This window comes from Bradyrhizobium sp. CCBAU 45389, assembly GCF_028128625.1.
GTDB lineage: Bacteria > Pseudomonadota > Alphaproteobacteria > Rhizobiales > Xanthobacteraceae > Bradyrhizobium > Bradyrhizobium liaoningense_B.
The window spans coordinates 18,339-32,128 of record NZ_LBIY01000097.1; the positions used below are offsets into that span (position 1 = coordinate 18,339).

General features: G+C 65.4%; 22 protein-coding genes. 11 read left to right on the forward strand and 11 right to left on the reverse strand.

Annotated features, from left to right (window positions below; translation table 11 throughout):
* Nucleotides 1-83: 83 nt before the first annotated feature.
* The gene (locus XH79_RS32865) at nucleotides 84-812 is read left to right on the forward strand and encodes a TetR/AcrR family transcriptional regulator (protein ID WP_271584368.1); all 729 of its coding nucleotides are present in this window, start codon (nucleotides 84-86) and stop codon (nucleotides 810-812) included.
* Nucleotides 813-827: 15 nt separating this feature from the next.
* On the opposite strand, the gene XH79_RS32870 is transcribed toward XH79_RS32865, so the two are convergent.
* Entirely contained in the window at nucleotides 828-1,397 is a 570-nt protein-coding gene (locus XH79_RS32870; RefSeq protein WP_271584369.1) for a hypothetical protein, read from the reverse strand.
* 194 nt (nucleotides 1,398-1,591) lie between these two features.
* On the opposite strand from XH79_RS32870, the gene XH79_RS32875 reads away from it, so the two are divergent.
* A complete protein-coding gene (locus XH79_RS32875) occupies nucleotides 1,592-2,155 on the forward strand; it encodes an SET domain-containing protein (protein ID WP_271584370.1) in 564 nt (187 codons plus the stop codon).
* Nucleotides 2,156-2,317: 162 nt separating this feature from the next.
* Here XH79_RS32875 and XH79_RS32880 read toward each other — a convergent pair whose 3' ends face one another.
* Both XH79_RS32880 and XH79_RS32885 read right to left on the reverse strand, forming a co-directional pair.
* A complete protein-coding gene (locus tag XH79_RS32880) occupies nucleotides 2,318-2,716 on the reverse strand; it encodes a hypothetical protein (RefSeq protein ID WP_271584371.1) in 399 nt (132 codons plus the stop codon).
* 31 nt (nucleotides 2,717-2,747) lie between these two features.
* Nucleotides 2,748-2,978: a hypothetical protein gene (locus XH79_RS32885; RefSeq protein ID WP_271584372.1), complete on the reverse strand. Its 231-nt coding sequence runs from the start codon at nucleotides 2,976-2,978 to the stop codon at nucleotides 2,748-2,750.
* A gap of 101 nt (nucleotides 2,979-3,079) precedes the next feature.
* On the opposite strand from XH79_RS32885, the gene XH79_RS32890 reads away from it, so the two are divergent.
* On the forward strand, nucleotides 3,080-3,901 hold the full coding sequence (locus XH79_RS32890) for a helix-turn-helix domain-containing protein (RefSeq protein WP_271584373.1): 822 nt from the start codon (nucleotides 3,080-3,082) through the stop codon (nucleotides 3,899-3,901).
* 40 nt (nucleotides 3,902-3,941) lie between these two features.
* Nucleotides 3,942-4,766, forward strand: a complete 825-nt coding sequence (locus XH79_RS32895) for a helix-turn-helix domain-containing protein (RefSeq protein ID WP_271584374.1) — start codon at nucleotides 3,942-3,944, stop codon at nucleotides 4,764-4,766.
* Here XH79_RS32895 and XH79_RS32900 read toward each other — a convergent pair.
* Complete coding sequence (locus tag XH79_RS32900) at nucleotides 4,754-5,554, reverse strand: thioesterase family protein (RefSeq protein ID WP_271584375.1); 801 nt, start codon at nucleotides 5,552-5,554, stop codon at nucleotides 4,754-4,756. The genes XH79_RS32895 and XH79_RS32900 overlap by 13 nt on opposite strands.
* Nucleotides 5,555-5,723: 169 nt before the next feature.
* Between XH79_RS32900 and XH79_RS32905 the strand changes: the two genes are divergently transcribed.
* On the forward strand, nucleotides 5,724-6,389 hold the full coding sequence (locus XH79_RS32905; RefSeq protein WP_018642782.1) for a DsbA family oxidoreductase: 666 nt from the start codon (nucleotides 5,724-5,726) through the stop codon (nucleotides 6,387-6,389).
* Nucleotides 6,390-6,540: 151 nt separating this feature from the next.
* On the opposite strand, the gene XH79_RS32910 is transcribed toward XH79_RS32905, so the two are convergent.
* Nucleotides 6,541-7,728 carry a GNAT family N-acetyltransferase gene (locus XH79_RS32910; RefSeq protein WP_271584376.1) on the reverse strand — a complete coding sequence of 396 codons (1,188 nt, stop codon included), beginning with the start codon at nucleotides 7,726-7,728 and terminating at the stop codon, nucleotides 6,541-6,543.
* A 145-nt stretch (nucleotides 7,729-7,873) separates the two neighbouring features.
* Here XH79_RS32910 and XH79_RS32915 point away from each other — a divergent pair, with 145 nt between their 5' ends.
* Nucleotides 7,874-8,347 carry a YeeE/YedE family protein gene (locus tag XH79_RS32915; RefSeq protein WP_271584377.1) on the forward strand — a complete coding sequence of 158 codons (474 nt, stop codon included), beginning with the start codon at nucleotides 7,874-7,876 and terminating at the stop codon, nucleotides 8,345-8,347.
* 5 nt (nucleotides 8,348-8,352) lie between these two features.
* Nucleotides 8,353-8,820: a DUF6691 family protein gene (locus tag XH79_RS32920; RefSeq protein ID WP_271584378.1), complete on the forward strand. Its 468-nt coding sequence runs from the start codon at nucleotides 8,353-8,355 to the stop codon at nucleotides 8,818-8,820.
* A gap of 149 nt (nucleotides 8,821-8,969) precedes the next feature.
* On the opposite strand, the gene XH79_RS32925 is transcribed toward XH79_RS32920, so the two are convergent.
* Together XH79_RS32925 and XH79_RS32930 are read right to left on the reverse strand one after the other, a co-directional pair.
* Nucleotides 8,970-9,299, reverse strand: coding sequence for a hypothetical protein (locus XH79_RS32925; RefSeq protein WP_271584379.1), 330 nt, complete (start codon nucleotides 9,297-9,299; stop codon nucleotides 8,970-8,972).
* 109 nt (nucleotides 9,300-9,408) lie between these two features.
* On the reverse strand, nucleotides 9,409-9,813 hold the full coding sequence (locus tag XH79_RS32930; RefSeq protein WP_212343052.1) for a hypothetical protein: 405 nt from the start codon (nucleotides 9,811-9,813) through the stop codon (nucleotides 9,409-9,411).
* A gap of 152 nt (nucleotides 9,814-9,965) precedes the next feature.
* On the opposite strand from XH79_RS32930, the gene XH79_RS32935 reads away from it, so the two are divergent.
* Complete coding sequence (locus tag XH79_RS32935; RefSeq protein ID WP_212343054.1) at nucleotides 9,966-10,190, forward strand: hypothetical protein; 225 nt, start codon at nucleotides 9,966-9,968, stop codon at nucleotides 10,188-10,190.
* Nucleotides 10,191-10,580: 390 nt separating this feature from the next.
* Here the strand turns inward: XH79_RS32935 and XH79_RS32940 are convergent, their stop codons facing one another.
* Together XH79_RS32940 and XH79_RS32945 are read right to left on the reverse strand one after the other, a co-directional pair.
* Nucleotides 10,581-10,823, reverse strand: coding sequence for a PilZ domain-containing protein (locus XH79_RS32940; protein ID WP_212343056.1), 243 nt, complete (start codon nucleotides 10,821-10,823; stop codon nucleotides 10,581-10,583).
* Between the two features lie 140 nt (nucleotides 10,824-10,963).
* Entirely contained in the window at nucleotides 10,964-11,428 is a 465-nt protein-coding gene (locus XH79_RS32945) for a PaaI family thioesterase (protein ID WP_212343059.1), read from the reverse strand.
* Between the two features lie 340 nt (nucleotides 11,429-11,768).
* Between XH79_RS32945 and XH79_RS32950 the strand changes: the two genes are divergently transcribed.
* The gene (locus XH79_RS32950; RefSeq protein WP_212343060.1) at nucleotides 11,769-12,065 is read left to right on the forward strand and encodes a hypothetical protein; all 297 of its coding nucleotides are present in this window, start codon (nucleotides 11,769-11,771) and stop codon (nucleotides 12,063-12,065) included.
* Nucleotides 12,066-12,167: 102 nt separating this feature from the next.
* The gene (locus XH79_RS32955) at nucleotides 12,168-12,425 is read left to right on the forward strand and encodes a hypothetical protein (protein ID WP_212343061.1); all 258 of its coding nucleotides are present in this window, start codon (nucleotides 12,168-12,170) and stop codon (nucleotides 12,423-12,425) included.
* 20 nt (nucleotides 12,426-12,445) lie between these two features.
* Here XH79_RS32955 and XH79_RS32960 read toward each other — a convergent pair whose 3' ends face one another.
* Together XH79_RS32960 and XH79_RS32965 are read right to left on the reverse strand one after the other, a co-directional pair.
* Nucleotides 12,446-12,679 (reverse strand): DUF6894 family protein, encoded by a 234-nt coding sequence (locus tag XH79_RS32960; RefSeq protein WP_018642771.1) that lies wholly within the window; start codon nucleotides 12,677-12,679, stop codon nucleotides 12,446-12,448.
* Between the two features lie 163 nt (nucleotides 12,680-12,842).
* Complete coding sequence (locus XH79_RS32965; protein WP_271584380.1) at nucleotides 12,843-13,031, reverse strand: hypothetical protein; 189 nt, start codon at nucleotides 13,029-13,031, stop codon at nucleotides 12,843-12,845.
* A gap of 313 nt (nucleotides 13,032-13,344) precedes the next feature.
* Between XH79_RS32965 and XH79_RS32970 the strand changes: the two genes are divergently transcribed.
* On the forward strand, nucleotides 13,345-13,584 hold the full coding sequence (locus tag XH79_RS32970; protein ID WP_212343063.1) for a DUF2798 domain-containing protein: 240 nt from the start codon (nucleotides 13,345-13,347) through the stop codon (nucleotides 13,582-13,584).
* Nucleotides 13,585-13,790: the final 206 nt, after the last annotated feature.

The following is a 13,790-nucleotide window of genomic DNA, read 5'->3' on the forward strand; positions in this document are numbered from 1 at the left end:
ATCGTAAAGATCGAATAGGCCCGATCTCGGCTTTCGTCAAGTGAAATCTTTACACTGTCAATATTGCGTCATATAGCTTGCAAATGGCCAAGACCGACACCAAGGGCGAAACGGCGCGAAGCTCGCGTGCCCCCAGAAAAACGACGTCGACCGCTGCATCGCGTCCGGCACGCCGCGCGATGAGTGCGAAGACCGAGACGCCGTATCATCACGGTGCCCTGCGCGAAGCGCTGCTTCAGGCCGCCGAACGCGTGCTCGAGCGCGACGGGCTCGCCGGCCTGACATTGCGCGCGGTGGCGCGCGAGGCGGGCGTCTCGCATGCGGCGCCGACGCATCATTTCGGTGATCTCACCGGACTTCTCAGTGAGCTTGCCGCCGTCGGTTTTCGCCAGTTCAACGCCGCGATGGCGTCGGCTTGCGACAGCGCGACCACGCCGCTCGAACGTGCACTGGCGCGGCCGAAGGCCTATGTCGCCTATGCGCAGGCCCATCCCGGCATGTACGGCATCATGTTCCGCACCGAGCGGCTGGATTATTCCAGACCGTCGCTCCACGAGGCGGCCGAGGCCTCTTTCGCCGGACTTGCCAACGCTGTCGGCATGATGCGGCAGGAGCAGATCAGCGGCGATGCGCTGACGCTGAGCCAGGGCGCCGCGATCGCGCGGGCCTGGTCGATGGTGCACGGCTTTACCACGCTGCTGCTCGACGGCCGGCTGAAGGATATTTTGGAGCGGCTGCCCGAGGGGACGACGGCCGAACGCCTGCTCGAGTCGATGCTGACCGCGCCCATCACCACGAAACCTCCCGTGTAGCGGCTGTTCGGCGCTTTAGCGCATGGTCGCGAGTTCGACGGCGCGGCCACGCGTGCCGACGATCTTCACCTCGTCCTTGCCGCAGGTGAAGCTGCGCGCGTCATCGTCCGCGGCCTTGCGCGCGAGCTCGTTGGCGTTCGGGTTGGCGATCGCATCGACATAGGCGACGTGGCAGACCGGGCCCGGCGGCAGCCGGGTCACGACCAGCATGTCCCTGGTGTTCGGCCGTCCCTGCTTGTCGGGATCGGCGTTGTCAGCGATGTGCCAGCGCTGGATGATCGCGAACGGCTTAGTGCCCGCCGCGCGCCATTCGACGGTCGTCTCCGATGAATTGAACGGGGCGAACCAGACCTTTGCCGCGGGTTCCTCGGCCGCGACCTTGCGATTGCGCCCGACCGAGACGATCTCGCGCAGATCGTCCTCGGCGATCAGCACCATGAGGCCGTCCTTGCCTGGACAGATGCGCGTCGTGCTGCCGTCGAGCTCGCTGGGCTTGCCGACCTGTCGGCAGTTCTTGGGCGCGGTGGAGGTGTAGCTGCTGCCCATGGATTGGGCGGCGGCACCGTTCAGGGCGATGCAGCTCATCAGAACGGCCAGGCTTGTGCGGGCATGGTTCATCATGACGCCTTGAAGTCGCGGGAACTCCCTTCATCAGACGTCTTCATTGTGGGCAAGGTTCAAACAAGGGCGGGATAGGCCTGACAGCGGCGCGGAATCGTTCTAGAAGGGCGGCTTCCGCCCGCGCTTAGCGCGCCTCGTTCGCGTCATCTCATTCGATCATGCCCATCACCGCTTCCAGCAAAGCTTATCGCGTCGGCCGTTCCAAGACCGGCCTTGGCCTCTTCGCCACCATGCCGATCAAGAAGGGTACAAGGATCATCCGCTATTTCGGGCCGATCCTGGACTCGCGCATCCCGGCGCATGACGAGATCGAGAACAAATATCTGTTCGAGCTCAACGGCCGCTGGACCATCGACGGCTCGGTGCGCAAGAACCTCGCGCGCTACATCAACCATTCCTGCAGGCCGAATGCCGAGTCGGACGTCCGCCCGCGCGAGCGCAAGGTGTTCATCCGCGCCATCAGGAACATCGAGCCGGGCGACGAGATCAACTACGATTACGGCACCGACTATTTCAAAGCCTATCTGAAGCCGATCGGCTGCAAGTGCGCCTCCTGCGAGAAGAAGCGCAAGAAGCTGCGTGCCGAGGCCCGGGCCGAACGCGCCAAGGTGAAGGCGCGTAGCGAGCGCAAGACGGCCAAGAAGGCGGGCCCCAAGGCCGCCAAAAAGAAGAAGCTCAACGGCCACGCGTTCGGCAAGGCCAACGGCCGCGCGCAGGCGTAGCGACACTGTCATGCCCCGCCTAGTGCGTAATTGCGCACGGGGGGCGGGGCATCCGGTACGCCGCGGCTTCTCCGTATTCCTCAGCGTCTCTGGAATACTGGGTCGCCCGGTCCAGTGCGCAATTGCGCACAAGGCCGGGCGACGACAGCTGCGGATGCGGCCTCACGCCGTCACCGCACCCGCACTCTTCCGCAACCCCAGAAATTGCAGCTCGGCAAACACGCCGGTCGCGATCGCCTGCGCGACGACCATCAGCTCGCCGGCGAGGTTCGGCGACACCGCGCCCGAGAGCAGCAGCGCGATGCTGCCGACGGTCCAGGCCGCGTTGCCGATCACGACCAGCAGGACGAGCGGTTTCGCTACCGTAGCCCGCGAGGCGAGCCAGCCGACCAGGGCGGTGTAGGCGATCAGGAACAGGCCGGTCTCGCGCAGCAGCGCTTCGGGCAGGTTGAGCAGCGCTGCGAACGCGCTCGCGCCGAAGGTGAAGCCGAGAGCGGCGATGCCGCTGAAGATGGCGTCGGCGAGCAGGGCACGGCGCAGGAAGGTGGATGCGTCGATCATCGTAGGTCTCCTTGCTTGGGCTGGGTAGAATTCAATGCAGTCCGCGCCACCAGGCGCGGAGCAGGCGGGCGAGACGGAACGGACAGAGGCTCTTCGCGACGCCGTGCTCGAAGGCGATGACCTGCGCGAGGACATAGTCGCCGGTCGAATGCACCAGCGGCTCGGGCATGTTGAGGCCGCGTGCCAGCATCCGGCTTGCGAACGCCATGGCCCAGGGCAAGACGTGGTCTGCGACGGTCCGGTAGAGCAGCAGCGCGATCATGGTCATCTCCTGTTGCGACCGAAAATGCGCGCGCCCGCGCCCCATTTCGATTACCTCGCGGGTAATGGAAGGGCCGAAATCCGCATGCTAGGTTTCTGGTCATGAACGCACATGCATCCACGGCACAGGCCGAACGCAGCCAGCCGGTCCATATCGGCGACCATTTGCGCGAATGGCGGCAGCGCCGCCGCATGAGCCAGCTCGATCTCGCGGGCGAGGCGGAGATCTCGGCGCGGCATCTGAGCTTCGTCGAGACCGGCCGCGCCGCGCCCTCGCGCGACATGGTGCTCCGGCTCGCCGAGCGTCTCGACGTGCCCCTGCGCGAACGCAACGTGCTGCTGGTCGCGGCCGGTTTCGCACCGGCCTTTCCGCAGCGCCCGCTGGAGGATCCCGCCTTGAAATCAGCCCGCCAGGCGATCGACCTCGTGCTGAGGGCGCATGAGCCCAATCCGGCGCTCGCGGTGGACAGGCACTGGAACCTGGTCTCGGCCAACCGCATGGTGGCGCCGTTGCTCGACGGCATCCCGCAGCGGCTGCTCGGCCAGCCCTTCAACGTGCTCAGGCTCGCGTTCCATCCGGAGGCGCTGGCGCCGCGCACGGTCAATCTCGCGGAATGGTGCGGGCATCTCTTGGAGCGGCTGCACCGCCAATGCGAGGCGACGGCCGATCCGGAGCTGATCAAGCTCTACAACGACCTGAAGAGCTATCCCATCCCGGCGCGTTCGGCGCCGCTGCCCGCCGACAATGTCGCGATCCCCTTCAAGCTGCGCCACAATGGCGAGATCCTCAGCTTCTTCTCCACCACCATGGTGTTCGGCACGCCCGTTGACATCACGCTGTCGGAGCTGGCTTTGGAGACGTTCTTTCCGGCGGACGAGCGCACCGCCGAACGGCTGAAGCAGATGGCGGCCAGCCTGCGCTAGCGCCGTTTACAGGAGGAAGCGGCGCTCGCATAATCGGCGGATGGACCCACGCGCGTTCCGGCGATCGCGGCCGGCCAATCCCGTCGGTGATCTCCTGCGCGGCTGGCGCACCCGCCGTGCATTGAGCCAGGCGGAGCTGGCGTTCGAGGCCGGGATCTCGATCAAGCATCTGAGCTATGTCGAGACCGGCAAGGCGGCGGCAAGCCGGGACATCCTGCTGCAGCTTGCGTCCGCTCTCGATCTGTCGCTGCGTGATCGCAATGCGCTGCTCGAGGCCGGCGGGTTTGCGCGGCAATATGGCGAGCGCGATCTGTCTGCGCCGGAGCTTGCCGAGGCGCGGCGTGCCATTGATCTTCTGCTCAGCCGTCACGAGCCGTTCCCCGCAATCGTCACCGACCGGCGCTGGAACGTGATGCAGGCCAATCGCGCCGCCTCGCGCCTGATAACCATGCTGCTTGGCCCGGCGCGCATGCAACGGCCGCTCAATCACATGCGCATGTTCCTCGCGCCGGACGAGCTCAAGCCGTTCGTCGAGAACTGGCCGACCGTTGCAGCCGCGCTGCTGGCGCGTGCGCGGCATGAGGCGATGGCGGCGCCGCTCGACGAGGCCCTGCAATCGACCTGGCGCGAATTGATGCGGCTGCAGGAGCTTCCTGCGGCTGCGACCGAGGACAATTCCGTGCCCGGACCGCTCTGCGAGGTGCGCCTGCGCAAGGATGACGTCGGCATCGGTCTGATCGGTGCGGTGCTGACGCTCGGCACGCCGCAGGACGTGACGCTGCAGGAGCTTCGCGTCGAGATGTTCATGCCTGTTGATGCCGCATCCGAGGCCGCCCTGACCGCGCTTGCGGCTCAGGACGCTTGAGCCTGCACGGCTTCGCGCCGCTCGAAGCTCATGGCCTGCATCACCTCCGCGAACGGCCCCTTGAGGTCGCTCAGCGTCGCCATGGTCAGGCCCGCGCCGCTGGCGCCGACGCGTGTCGCGGCACGGATCAATATCCATTCGCCCTCCGGCGGACGGAAGAAATAGAGGCTGATCTCGGGATTGATGAAGGTCCAGTCGCGCATGTCGACGATCTGTGCGACGCCGCTGGCGAAGTCCGCGGCCTGCACGGCCTGGAGCAGCGGCGTGTTCGGCTCGCCCTCGACCAGCGGCGCGTCGAGCCGCATCCAGGCCGCCGCCGGTCCCGGCTTCTCCAGCGCGCCCTCGATGAGGCGCACCGAGACGTTCTGGAAATAGCGGCTCCATTTCTGCGCGAAGGCCGGCGGCGGGCTGCCGGCCTCGGGCGGCGTGTCGACCGCCGCGGGACTCGCGAAGGGATCGATGGGAGACTCCCCACTCGGTGCCGTCAGCAGCGCCGTGCAGCGGCCGATCTCGGTCTCGCCGTCCATCAGCCGCACCTGCAACGTTTTGGCCTTGCGGCCGTCGCGCAGCAATTCGGTGACGGTCCTGAACAGGCCCAGGCCCGCCGGTCGCCACAGGTCGAAGGTCAAGCGCCGCACCGCAAAGCCGGACTCGGCCGCGATCCGCGCGACGCCGCGGGTCATCAGCGCGGTGGTGGCGCTTCCCTGCAACATGTCCGGCGACCAAGGGCCGCCAGCATGCTCGGTGGCCCGGAACAGATGGCCTTCCGGCTTGAAAATGGCGGTCATCGCGGTCTCCCTCGGGCTTGATCGTGCTCGCAAGTATCGAGGCGGGTGCGACCGGTCACAATAACCGCAGAGGTGAAGTCGTGAGCCATGCAGGAGGGGTGCCTTGCGCCGCCCCCGGTTCGGCTTATCTTCGGGCGAACCCTCGAAGTGCCCGAAGGAGGCGCCTGACATGAGCACGCTCAAACCGCTCCAGATCGACGTCGTCTCCGACGTGGTGTGCCCCTGGTGCTACATCGGCAAGCATCGGATCGAGAGCGCGCTGGCGCTGGTGCCCGACGTTCCGGTGAAACTGAATTTCCGCCCCTTCTTCCTCAATCCCTGGGTGCCGCGCGAGGGCATCAGCCGCGAGGCCTATCTCACCCAGAAGTTCGGTTCGGTCGAGGCCTATAAGGGCATTGCGGGACGCGTCGTCGCGGCCGCAAGCGAGGAGGGTCTCGTCTACAAGCCCGAGCTGGTCGCGCGCCAGCCCAACACGACCGACTGCCATCGCCTCATCCTGTGGGCGGAAGCGATCGGCAAGGCGCCCGAGATGAAGCAGCGCCTGATGGAGCTCTATTTCCGTGACGGCGGCGATCTCACCGATGTGAACGTGCTGGTGCAGGCGGCCGCCGATGTCGGCCTCGATGCCGACGACGTGCGCAAGCGCCTTGCCACCGACGAGGACGTCGCGCGCGTTTCGGCCGACGCGCAGGAGGCGGCCGAGAAGGGCATCTCCGGCGTGCCGACCTACGTCTTTGCGCAGAAATACGCCGTCTCCGGCGCGCAGGATCCGAACCTGCTCGCCCGCGCCATCCGCCAGGTCTCGGAAGAGATCAACGCGCAGGCGGCGGAGTAGGCAGCTTGAAGGTCGAGATTATCGTGCACGAGGCAGAGGAGGGCGGGTATTGGGCCGAGGTCCCTTCTCTTCCTGGTTGCGCCACTCAGGCTGAAAGCCTCGAGGAGTTGCTCCAGAATCTCGTAGAGGCAGTCGAAGGGTGCGCTCCGAACTAGTTGGCGGGGCGACTTACTCGTCTTATTGAGTGTACGGCACGTCGGGCTTTGTTGCGTGCGACATAGCACGCAGCCAGCGCTCGGTGGATAAGCGCCACTACCGGATCGTGCCGCCGCAGCGGGATCAGCACGTCGCCGATCGCAAAGCGTCCGCGCCAGATCGGATTGATCATGGGGTGATCGGCACTCGCGGTGGAGTCCGCGCTGGCGATGGCGGGATCGGCGCAGAGGTGGCAGGTGAGGTCCAGCGTGAGCTGCACGCCTGGAGAATATCTTGCAAAGCGCTCGTCGATGCCGAGCTTGAAGAAGAAGGCGCGGTCCTGGTGCCGCAGCACGATGCCGGCGGCGACCGGAATCGTGCCGGCGCGAAGCGTGACGATCTCGCACTGCGCGGTTTCCGCCAGCGCCGGTACGGCTCTGCGGATGAAGGTCGCATCGCCCGCATGCTGGACCAGTGCGGTGCCGCGTTTGCCTTTCCAGCCGCTGGCTTCGAGGTGCAGGAATGTTTCGAGCGCCGGCCTGATCTCGTCGGCGCTGCGCGCGACCTCGAACACGACAGGGCCGTGCTCCTCCAGACGATGGCGCTGGCGACGCAACTCCTTGAACTTTTTTGTGCCAAGCGCGTCGCGCAACAGCGTTTCGCCATCCTGTGTCGCGTCGAGGCTGGCGCGGATGTAGGAGGAGAGCACGCGTGGTTTCAGGCCGTCGCGGCTCAAAACCTGATTGAGCGATTTCATCGCCGCGCCGTCGAGCGCGACGTCGTTCAGCACCAGCGCATGCGTGCCGGCTTCGCGTGCTTGATGCAACAGACGCGCGGCCGCCTCGAGCGGAGCGTCGCGGTCGATCAGCGGGCTGCACAGCGTGCCATAGGGATGCGCGCTCACCAGCGCGGGCAGGGGAATCTTCCAGGCGCGCCAGAGCGAGATCACCGGCATCAGCCCGATCAGCCGGGTCGAAGATCCGTCGAATGCCGGCAGCGCCGAGGCATCCGTGCGGCCGCGTGCGGTCGCGCTGACGGCGAGCTCCCAGGCGGGCAGGTAATATCCGTTCGGCTCGACCGCGCGCTGCGCGAGCGCGCGCCATTGGCCGGGGTCGATCGCAGCAATTGGAACGCGCGCGCGCGCTGGCGCGACATCTTCTGCCGATGCCGGATTGATCGCTGCCTGGTGCGCGATGTCGACCACGTCCCGTCGTCCCCGTTCACGCGAGCTGAGCCCGTGCTACCGCTCATGCTTAGCGCAAAGATTGGAAAATACCGTTGGGACGCCGCGTCAATTCGAGTGGTAATGTTAACGTTTCATTGACCATGCCGGCGACCGCCAATCGCTTGTGCCGGCGGATGCGCAAGAATCGCTCTCGACCAGGAGAATCGCAATGATCACCACGCCTTTCACGCCGATGACCTCGCTGCTGGGTGGAGCGCTGATTGGATTGTCTGCCGTTCTGCTGATGTGGGCGACCGGGCGGATTGCCGGCGTCAGCGGCATCGTGGCGCGGCTGTTTCCGCCCTATGAGGACCGCGAATTCGCCGGGCGCCTCGTCTTCGTCGCCGGTCTCGTCGCCGCACCCGTGCTGGTGTTGCTCGTCACCGGAAGCCTGCCGGCCCAGACGATCGCGGCAGGGCCGGTCGTGCTGATCGTCGCCGGATTGCTCACGGGATTCGGTTCGGTGTGGGGCAGTGGCTGCACCTCCGGCCACGGCGTTTGCGGCTTGTCGCGACTATCGGTGCGCTCGCTGGTCGCGACCATGACCTTCATGGCGGCCGGCATGGCGACCGTCTTCGTGATGCGGCATTGGAGCTGATGGCAATGGCAATCCTCGTTCAATTCGCGATCGGCTTGATCTTCGGCATCGGCCTTATCGTCTCCGGCATGTCGAACCCGGCCAAGGTGCTGAACTTCCTGGACGTTGGCGGCATTCCGGCAGGGACATGGGATGCGAGCCTCGCCTTCGTGATGGCGGGCGCGGTGGCCGTGACCTTCATCGGCTTCAGCCGCGTCCTGAAGCTCCCGCGTCCGTTCTTCGCCGATCGATTTTATCTGCCAACACGACGCGACATCGATCCCAGGATCGTTGCAGGTCCCGCGATCTTCGGTATCGGCTGGGGACTGGCGGGGTTCTGCCCGGGACCGGCGCTGACCGCGCTCGGATTCGGCTCGGTCTCGGCGGTCATCTTCGTTGCGGCGATGTGCGCCGGCATGGTGCTCGCCCGCTTCACCGCTCACCTGCCGTCATTGACGCGCTTTGTCACGCCGGCCGATCCGCTCGAAACCTGACGTCGCGGCCTACGAGCAGTTCCAGCAGCAATCGGTCGCCGCCTGATCCCGTTCACCGGGCACGCTGAAGCGGCAGGACCGGGCGAGTTATCTCGTCCGGTCCCGCCCCACCAATCTTCATGTACGACCAGCGGTTAAGCGTTCATCGGTCACCAGCGGTCGTCGACACCGACGCCCACGCTGACGCCGGGTGCGCGAATGCCGACGCCGGCGCGCGGGCCGTCATCCCAGTCGCGGTGATAGGTCCGGCGCTCGTAATAGCGTTCGCGCGGCATGTAGTTATAGGAATCGCGCACGATGACACGCGAACCGCCGCGCGTGCGATAGCACCGGCCGGCGTCGTCGCAGACAAGTCGCACCTGCTGGACGAGATCCGGATTGGTGTATTCGCTGCTCGTGTAGATATCCGAAGCCTTCACGCCCGATGCGCCGGCCAAAGCACCCACGCCCGCCAATAGCGCAATAGTCAACGTCCTCATCCTGTCCTCCTCCGAAACTGCCCTCGGCGGTAACAAGAAGGGGAGGCGGTGATCGTTCCCACCCGCAATACTGGTTTTTCTCGGAACCGCACCTTCGTTAGGTTTGTTCCTAGATCGGCTCGTAAGTCTCGGTCCCGCAAATGTCGTCGGCTTCGGCGCGTCGGCGATCGACGACCTTTCCGCCATTGATGGTCACGATGTAGGTCTGCGCGCCGAGCGGCGTGCCGGTTGCGGAGGTGAGCTGCGCGCGAACGCAGGCGGTCCAGCCCGGTCCTCGCACCTCGTGATGGGGCGGGGCGACATGCACCTCACGCGGATAGGACGTGGTGAGAAACACCACGTCGATCTGCTCGCGCACCACGCGCTTGACGTCGGGGGGCGGCTCCGGCGGCGGTTGCTCGGCTTCCTTGATGCGCATGAATTCGGGCACCGGCGCCCGGCTGTCGGCAAAGCCGCAAGCACCGAGCGCGAGCGCGCCGGCCAGCAGCGCCGCATTGGCAATGATCCGCAACATCCGTGAAAGGTCCCCTGCGGCGAACAGATAGGCACGAATGCGATCGGGCGAAGTCCGCCCCGATCAAAATTTGCTGAAGGCGCGGAACCCCCGGCATTTGCTATTACGGGATTGCAGGTTAGTTTGTACCCCACGCGAGGGGGATTGCATCAATGAAGATTTTGGTCATAGCGGCTGCGGTGCTGGCGCTGGCGTGCGGCGCGGCCGAGGCGCAGGGTCGGCGGCAACCCAACGACGGCGCCAAGCCGGCGGACAACAAGCCGAAGGTCGACGAGAAAGCTTACAAGGCCGCGCTCGAGCGCATTCCCGAGCCGAAGGAGAAGTACGACCCGTGGGGCGGGGCCCGCCCGAGCGAACCCGCCAAGAAGCCGAAATGAAGTACGGCGGGCCTCGCTGACTGGTCCGCGAATTCCGCCAGCCTCGTTCCGATTACAGTGCGGCCATGCGCCCCCCCCCCCGGGGAAAGTTCGGGGCAATGGCGCGACGCGCTTCTCGCCATCACACGACATCGCGATGGACGCCGCGGTCATTCTGAGGCCAACATCTCGATCGGCGACAGCAATGTTGCGTTTGGCGGGGCCACGGTCATCGCTAGAGTCGCGCGCGATCGATCGTCCGCGCGGACGATTTGCCGTCACACTCGCGATCATCGCACTCATGCTCGCAAGCTTGCATACGCGCAAGCTTACGCCGGCGCGGTGCCACCATAGCAAGCAGTCATGATCGTGTTGTGCATGTGATGCGAACGTTCGTTCACATCGCGTGTGCTATTGCACGAAAGCGAGGCCGATGCGTTTGTCGTTGCGCCACACGGGGCGGCAATTCCGTACGAAATTGTCGCGCGCGATCGAGAGTGTGAACGATTGCGGCAATGTGACGGAGCCATCGAGGTCGATCGCCGCGCCGCTTTCCGACATGTTTCGCACCGTGCACGCAATGCCGCCGTCTTCGAAGCTGATCGTTCCGCCCTTGAAAACACGGTGACGCTGTGCTGCGCGCTTCTCGATCATCGGCATTAATCCAAAGTGACGATTGTGAGATAGTGCATAGAAATTACGTTGAAATGAACTCAATACTGGCGCTACTTGCACCACGCTTCAGACCCGCGGTGCGCCTTGCGCTCACGCGGCTCTCTTCTTTTCGGATCAGCTCAGCCCGGCAACATCGCGAACGCGCTCGACACCATCGCCACCGGCTTGTTGTCGGCGGCCGACAGCAGCGTGACGCGACCGAAGCTCATGGTGCGTCCGAGTCGCACCACGCGGGCGTCGGCGAGCACGTCGGACGATGAGGCCGCGCGCATGAAATGCGTGGTCTGGTCGACCGTCGTCATCGGACGGTAGCCGCGATTGGCCGCAAGGATGGCGATCACCATCGCCGTGTCGGCAAGGGCCATCAGCGCCTGGCCGCAGACCACCCCGCCGCTCCGGCACAGCCGCTCCGAAAAGGCCATGCGCAACACTGCGCCCGGCTGCCAGTCGGGCTCATCTGCCGGCGGTGCGTGCTCGATGCGCTCGACCGAGAGGTTGAGATCCTGGACCCAGGGCGCGAAGACCTCGCCGAGGATGCGTCGGGCATCATCGATGCCGAACTCGGCTTCTGGCTGCGATGGCATTGCTGTCGTTTCCTCCATTGTTGCCGGATGTTTCGGCCATTCTGCCCGCATCGGCGCGGCAAAGTCACCCGGCTGGTCCCGTCGGCTTGAAAATGCCCGACTTGGCCCGATATGATGCCGTGGTTGGGTACGGGTGGGCGATGTTGCGTCGGTATGTCCTCGTCTTTTGTCTGGTGGCGCTCGGTCTTGCGCTGAACGGGTGCACCAGGTGCGGTCCGATCTGGGACGATTGGCTGCACGCGCCGAAATCGTGCCGCTCGTAGCGGTCCGCAGCGGCCGCACCGGGATGACAAGGCGCCGGGCGATCCGTGCTTCCATGAAATGATCTGAGGAGTGAAAGATGAAGCTTTTCCGTATGGCGGCGGTGATGCTGGCCGTGCTGGCGGCACCGGCCTACGCGCAAATGCCCAATCTCAATCTGCTGCAGGAAGGTCCGGGCAAGACCCCGGAGGAGAAGGCCGCGGAAGCCGAGCGCGACAAGGCCTACAAGGAAACGCTGAAGAAGATTCCGGACGCCAAGACGTCCAACGATCCCTGGGGCGGCATGCGCTCCGATCCGCCGAAACAGCCGGCGGCGCCGAAGGCGGCCGCCACCAGTGCGCCGAAGAAGACCAAGACCGGCACGGCCGCGAACTAAGCGTTTCGGCCGGAGGCGGCAGGCGCCTTCCGGCCGGGACTCCTCCTTGGTCCGGCCACTCCCTACATTAAAGCGCAGGTATTGCGTAGAGGAGGGTAGGTCATGGCCGATCGTCCGCGGGATCTCGCCGAGCGGATGGCGCGCCGGCGCAGGACCGGCGGCAACACGCCGGGCGGGGGCTCCGGTGACGGCTATCTGCGCGAGACCTTCACGCTGCCGCGTGCGGCGGCGCGGGCGAGGGCGGAGGCCTTCTTCGCCCGCTATCCCAAGGCCGGCTATATGAGCGCGGTCGAGACCTGGCGCGAACTGCCCGGCGGCGATATCGAATTCACCATGCGTCGGCTGCCCAGCGCCGATTGAGGGGCCCGCGCGCCCCGCGTCTAGTCGAGCGTCTCGGCGACGATGCGGATGCGGAACACCGGCTCCTTGGCCTCGTCCAGCAGCTCCATGTGCCACTCGGAATTTTCCTGGAGCTTGCGGGCGATCCCGGCGGCCATGTCGGCGCAGACGCTGGTCATCTCCTTCCAGGCGGAATCGCGATCGGAAAATTCCGTCGCCTGGTCCGCACAGCCGGAATAGCGGCCGTTGCGGATTCGGAAGAAATAGAGCGGCATGGCTGGCACCGGTCGCGTGAAGGGCCCACCCCAAGGCCATGGGCGCGCAGTGCAATCCCAAACCCCCGGCAGATCAATTCCGGGTGTCTACGGAGGACATGCTCAGGGCATGTCGCGCTGCGCAGGGATGCCTGCAACATCATTCCGGCTCAGGCTGTCTTGATCAGGCAGTCTTGCGCTCGATGGCCTTCAGTTCCCGATCGATGCGCAGCTGCACCCGCCGGATCGCCAGGAGGTCGATCTTGGTCTCAGTCTTGCCGGACTTGACCTGCTCCCCGATGCGGAACTGCCACTGCCAGACTCCGGGACTTGCCGTCTTGGCGACGGTGAACTCGACGCCCCTGTGATTCATGGTCACCTCCCACGATTCACCCTCGATCACATCAAACATGTTGGCCGTCACAATATTCCCATGCAGAAGCAAAATCGGCGGTAAGCCTTGGATGGTTCATGGAAATCCCGGATGCGCACGCGCCATCGACCGGCCAGGAACTCTGTTCATGGCCGGAGAACCACGGAGCCCATTCAATGCTCATGCTGGTCGAAGACTCTTGATCCAGATCAGCCTCCGGCTTCGGAAAGGCGCGGCGCGGAGACGCAAGCGATCAGGCGCCTGTCGGCACGTGCCTTGCTTGGCCGCTGACGGCAAGCAACAAGGGCGCATCATGCTTGGCATTCCCCGTCGCTACAGTCATTTCGTGTTCGGCGTCATCCAGTCCGGATTGACCTCGCTGATCGCGGCGGGAATCGCCAGCTTTCCGGCTGACGGCGCCATGCTGTTCGTTCGGCACTGGATGATGTCGTGGCTGATCGCATGGGCCGCGATGCTGCCCATGGTGCTGCTGGCGGCGCCCGCGATCCGCGCCTTCTCGCTGCGGCTGACGCGGGAGGAGAGCGGCGCGTGAACCGGCGGTGCGCATGAAAAAACCCCGCTTGGGGAGAGCCAAGCGGGGAGAAGGTTATTGGAGGCTGAGGTGCTGGGCTGCAACACCATAAGCCAGGCGAGCCTATCCGGCTGAGCTTACGGCAGCCTGACAGGCTCGCGATTGGAATCGGCCCCCCGCGTCACAGCACACGGGCCCGCAAACAGAAAACCCCGCTCGGGGAGAGC

Excerpts from the sequence above, each read along its gene's own strand:
- XH79_RS32935 (WP_212343054.1), top strand. The coding sequence starts at position 9,966 with ATGAAGATTTTGGTCATAGCGGCTGCGGTGCTGGCGCTGGCGTGCGGC.
- XH79_RS32900 (WP_271584375.1), bottom strand. The coding sequence starts at position 5,554 with ATGACCGCCATTTTCAAGCCGGAAGGCCATCTGTTCCGGGCCACCGAG.
- XH79_RS32895 (WP_271584374.1), top strand. The coding sequence starts at position 3,942 with ATGGACCCACGCGCGTTCCGGCGATCGCGGCCGGCCAATCCCGTCGGT.
- XH79_RS32930 (WP_212343052.1), bottom strand. The coding sequence starts at position 9,813 with ATGTTGCGGATCATTGCCAATGCGGCGCTGCTGGCCGGCGCGCTCGCG.
- XH79_RS32905 (WP_018642782.1), top strand. The coding sequence starts at position 5,724 with ATGAGCACGCTCAAACCGCTCCAGATCGACGTCGTCTCCGACGTGGTG.
- XH79_RS32960 (WP_018642771.1), bottom strand. The coding sequence starts at position 12,679 with ATGCCGCTCTATTTCTTCCGAATCCGCAACGGCCGCTATTCCGGCTGT.
- XH79_RS32970 (WP_212343063.1), top strand. The coding sequence starts at position 13,345 with ATGCTTGGCATTCCCCGTCGCTACAGTCATTTCGTGTTCGGCGTCATC.
- XH79_RS32940 (WP_212343056.1), bottom strand. The coding sequence starts at position 10,823 with ATGATCGAGAAGCGCGCAGCACAGCGTCACCGTGTTTTCAAGGGCGGA.
- XH79_RS32885 (WP_271584372.1), bottom strand. The coding sequence starts at position 2,978 with ATGATCGCGCTGCTGCTCTACCGGACCGTCGCAGACCACGTCTTGCCC.
- XH79_RS32890 (WP_271584373.1), top strand. The coding sequence starts at position 3,080 with ATGAACGCACATGCATCCACGGCACAGGCCGAACGCAGCCAGCCGGTC.
- XH79_RS32925 (WP_271584379.1), bottom strand. The coding sequence starts at position 9,299 with ATGAGGACGTTGACTATTGCGCTATTGGCGGGCGTGGGTGCTTTGGCC.
- XH79_RS32865 (WP_271584368.1), top strand. The coding sequence starts at position 84 with ATGGCCAAGACCGACACCAAGGGCGAAACGGCGCGAAGCTCGCGTGCC.
- XH79_RS32945 (WP_212343059.1), bottom strand. The coding sequence starts at position 11,428 with ATGCCATCGCAGCCAGAAGCCGAGTTCGGCATCGATGATGCCCGACGC.
- XH79_RS32870 (WP_271584369.1), bottom strand. The coding sequence starts at position 1,397 with ATGAGCTGCATCGCCCTGAACGGTGCCGCCGCCCAATCCATGGGCAGC.
- XH79_RS32920 (WP_271584378.1), top strand. The coding sequence starts at position 8,353 with ATGGCAATCCTCGTTCAATTCGCGATCGGCTTGATCTTCGGCATCGGC.
- XH79_RS32875 (WP_271584370.1), top strand. The coding sequence starts at position 1,592 with ATGCCCATCACCGCTTCCAGCAAAGCTTATCGCGTCGGCCGTTCCAAG.
- XH79_RS32950 (WP_212343060.1), top strand. The coding sequence starts at position 11,769 with ATGAAGCTTTTCCGTATGGCGGCGGTGATGCTGGCCGTGCTGGCGGCA.
- XH79_RS32955 (WP_212343061.1), top strand. The coding sequence starts at position 12,168 with ATGGCCGATCGTCCGCGGGATCTCGCCGAGCGGATGGCGCGCCGGCGC.
- XH79_RS32880 (WP_271584371.1), bottom strand. The coding sequence starts at position 2,716 with ATGATCGACGCATCCACCTTCCTGCGCCGTGCCCTGCTCGCCGACGCC.
- XH79_RS32965 (WP_271584380.1), bottom strand. The coding sequence starts at position 13,031 with ATGAATCACAGGGGCGTCGAGTTCACCGTCGCCAAGACGGCAAGTCCC.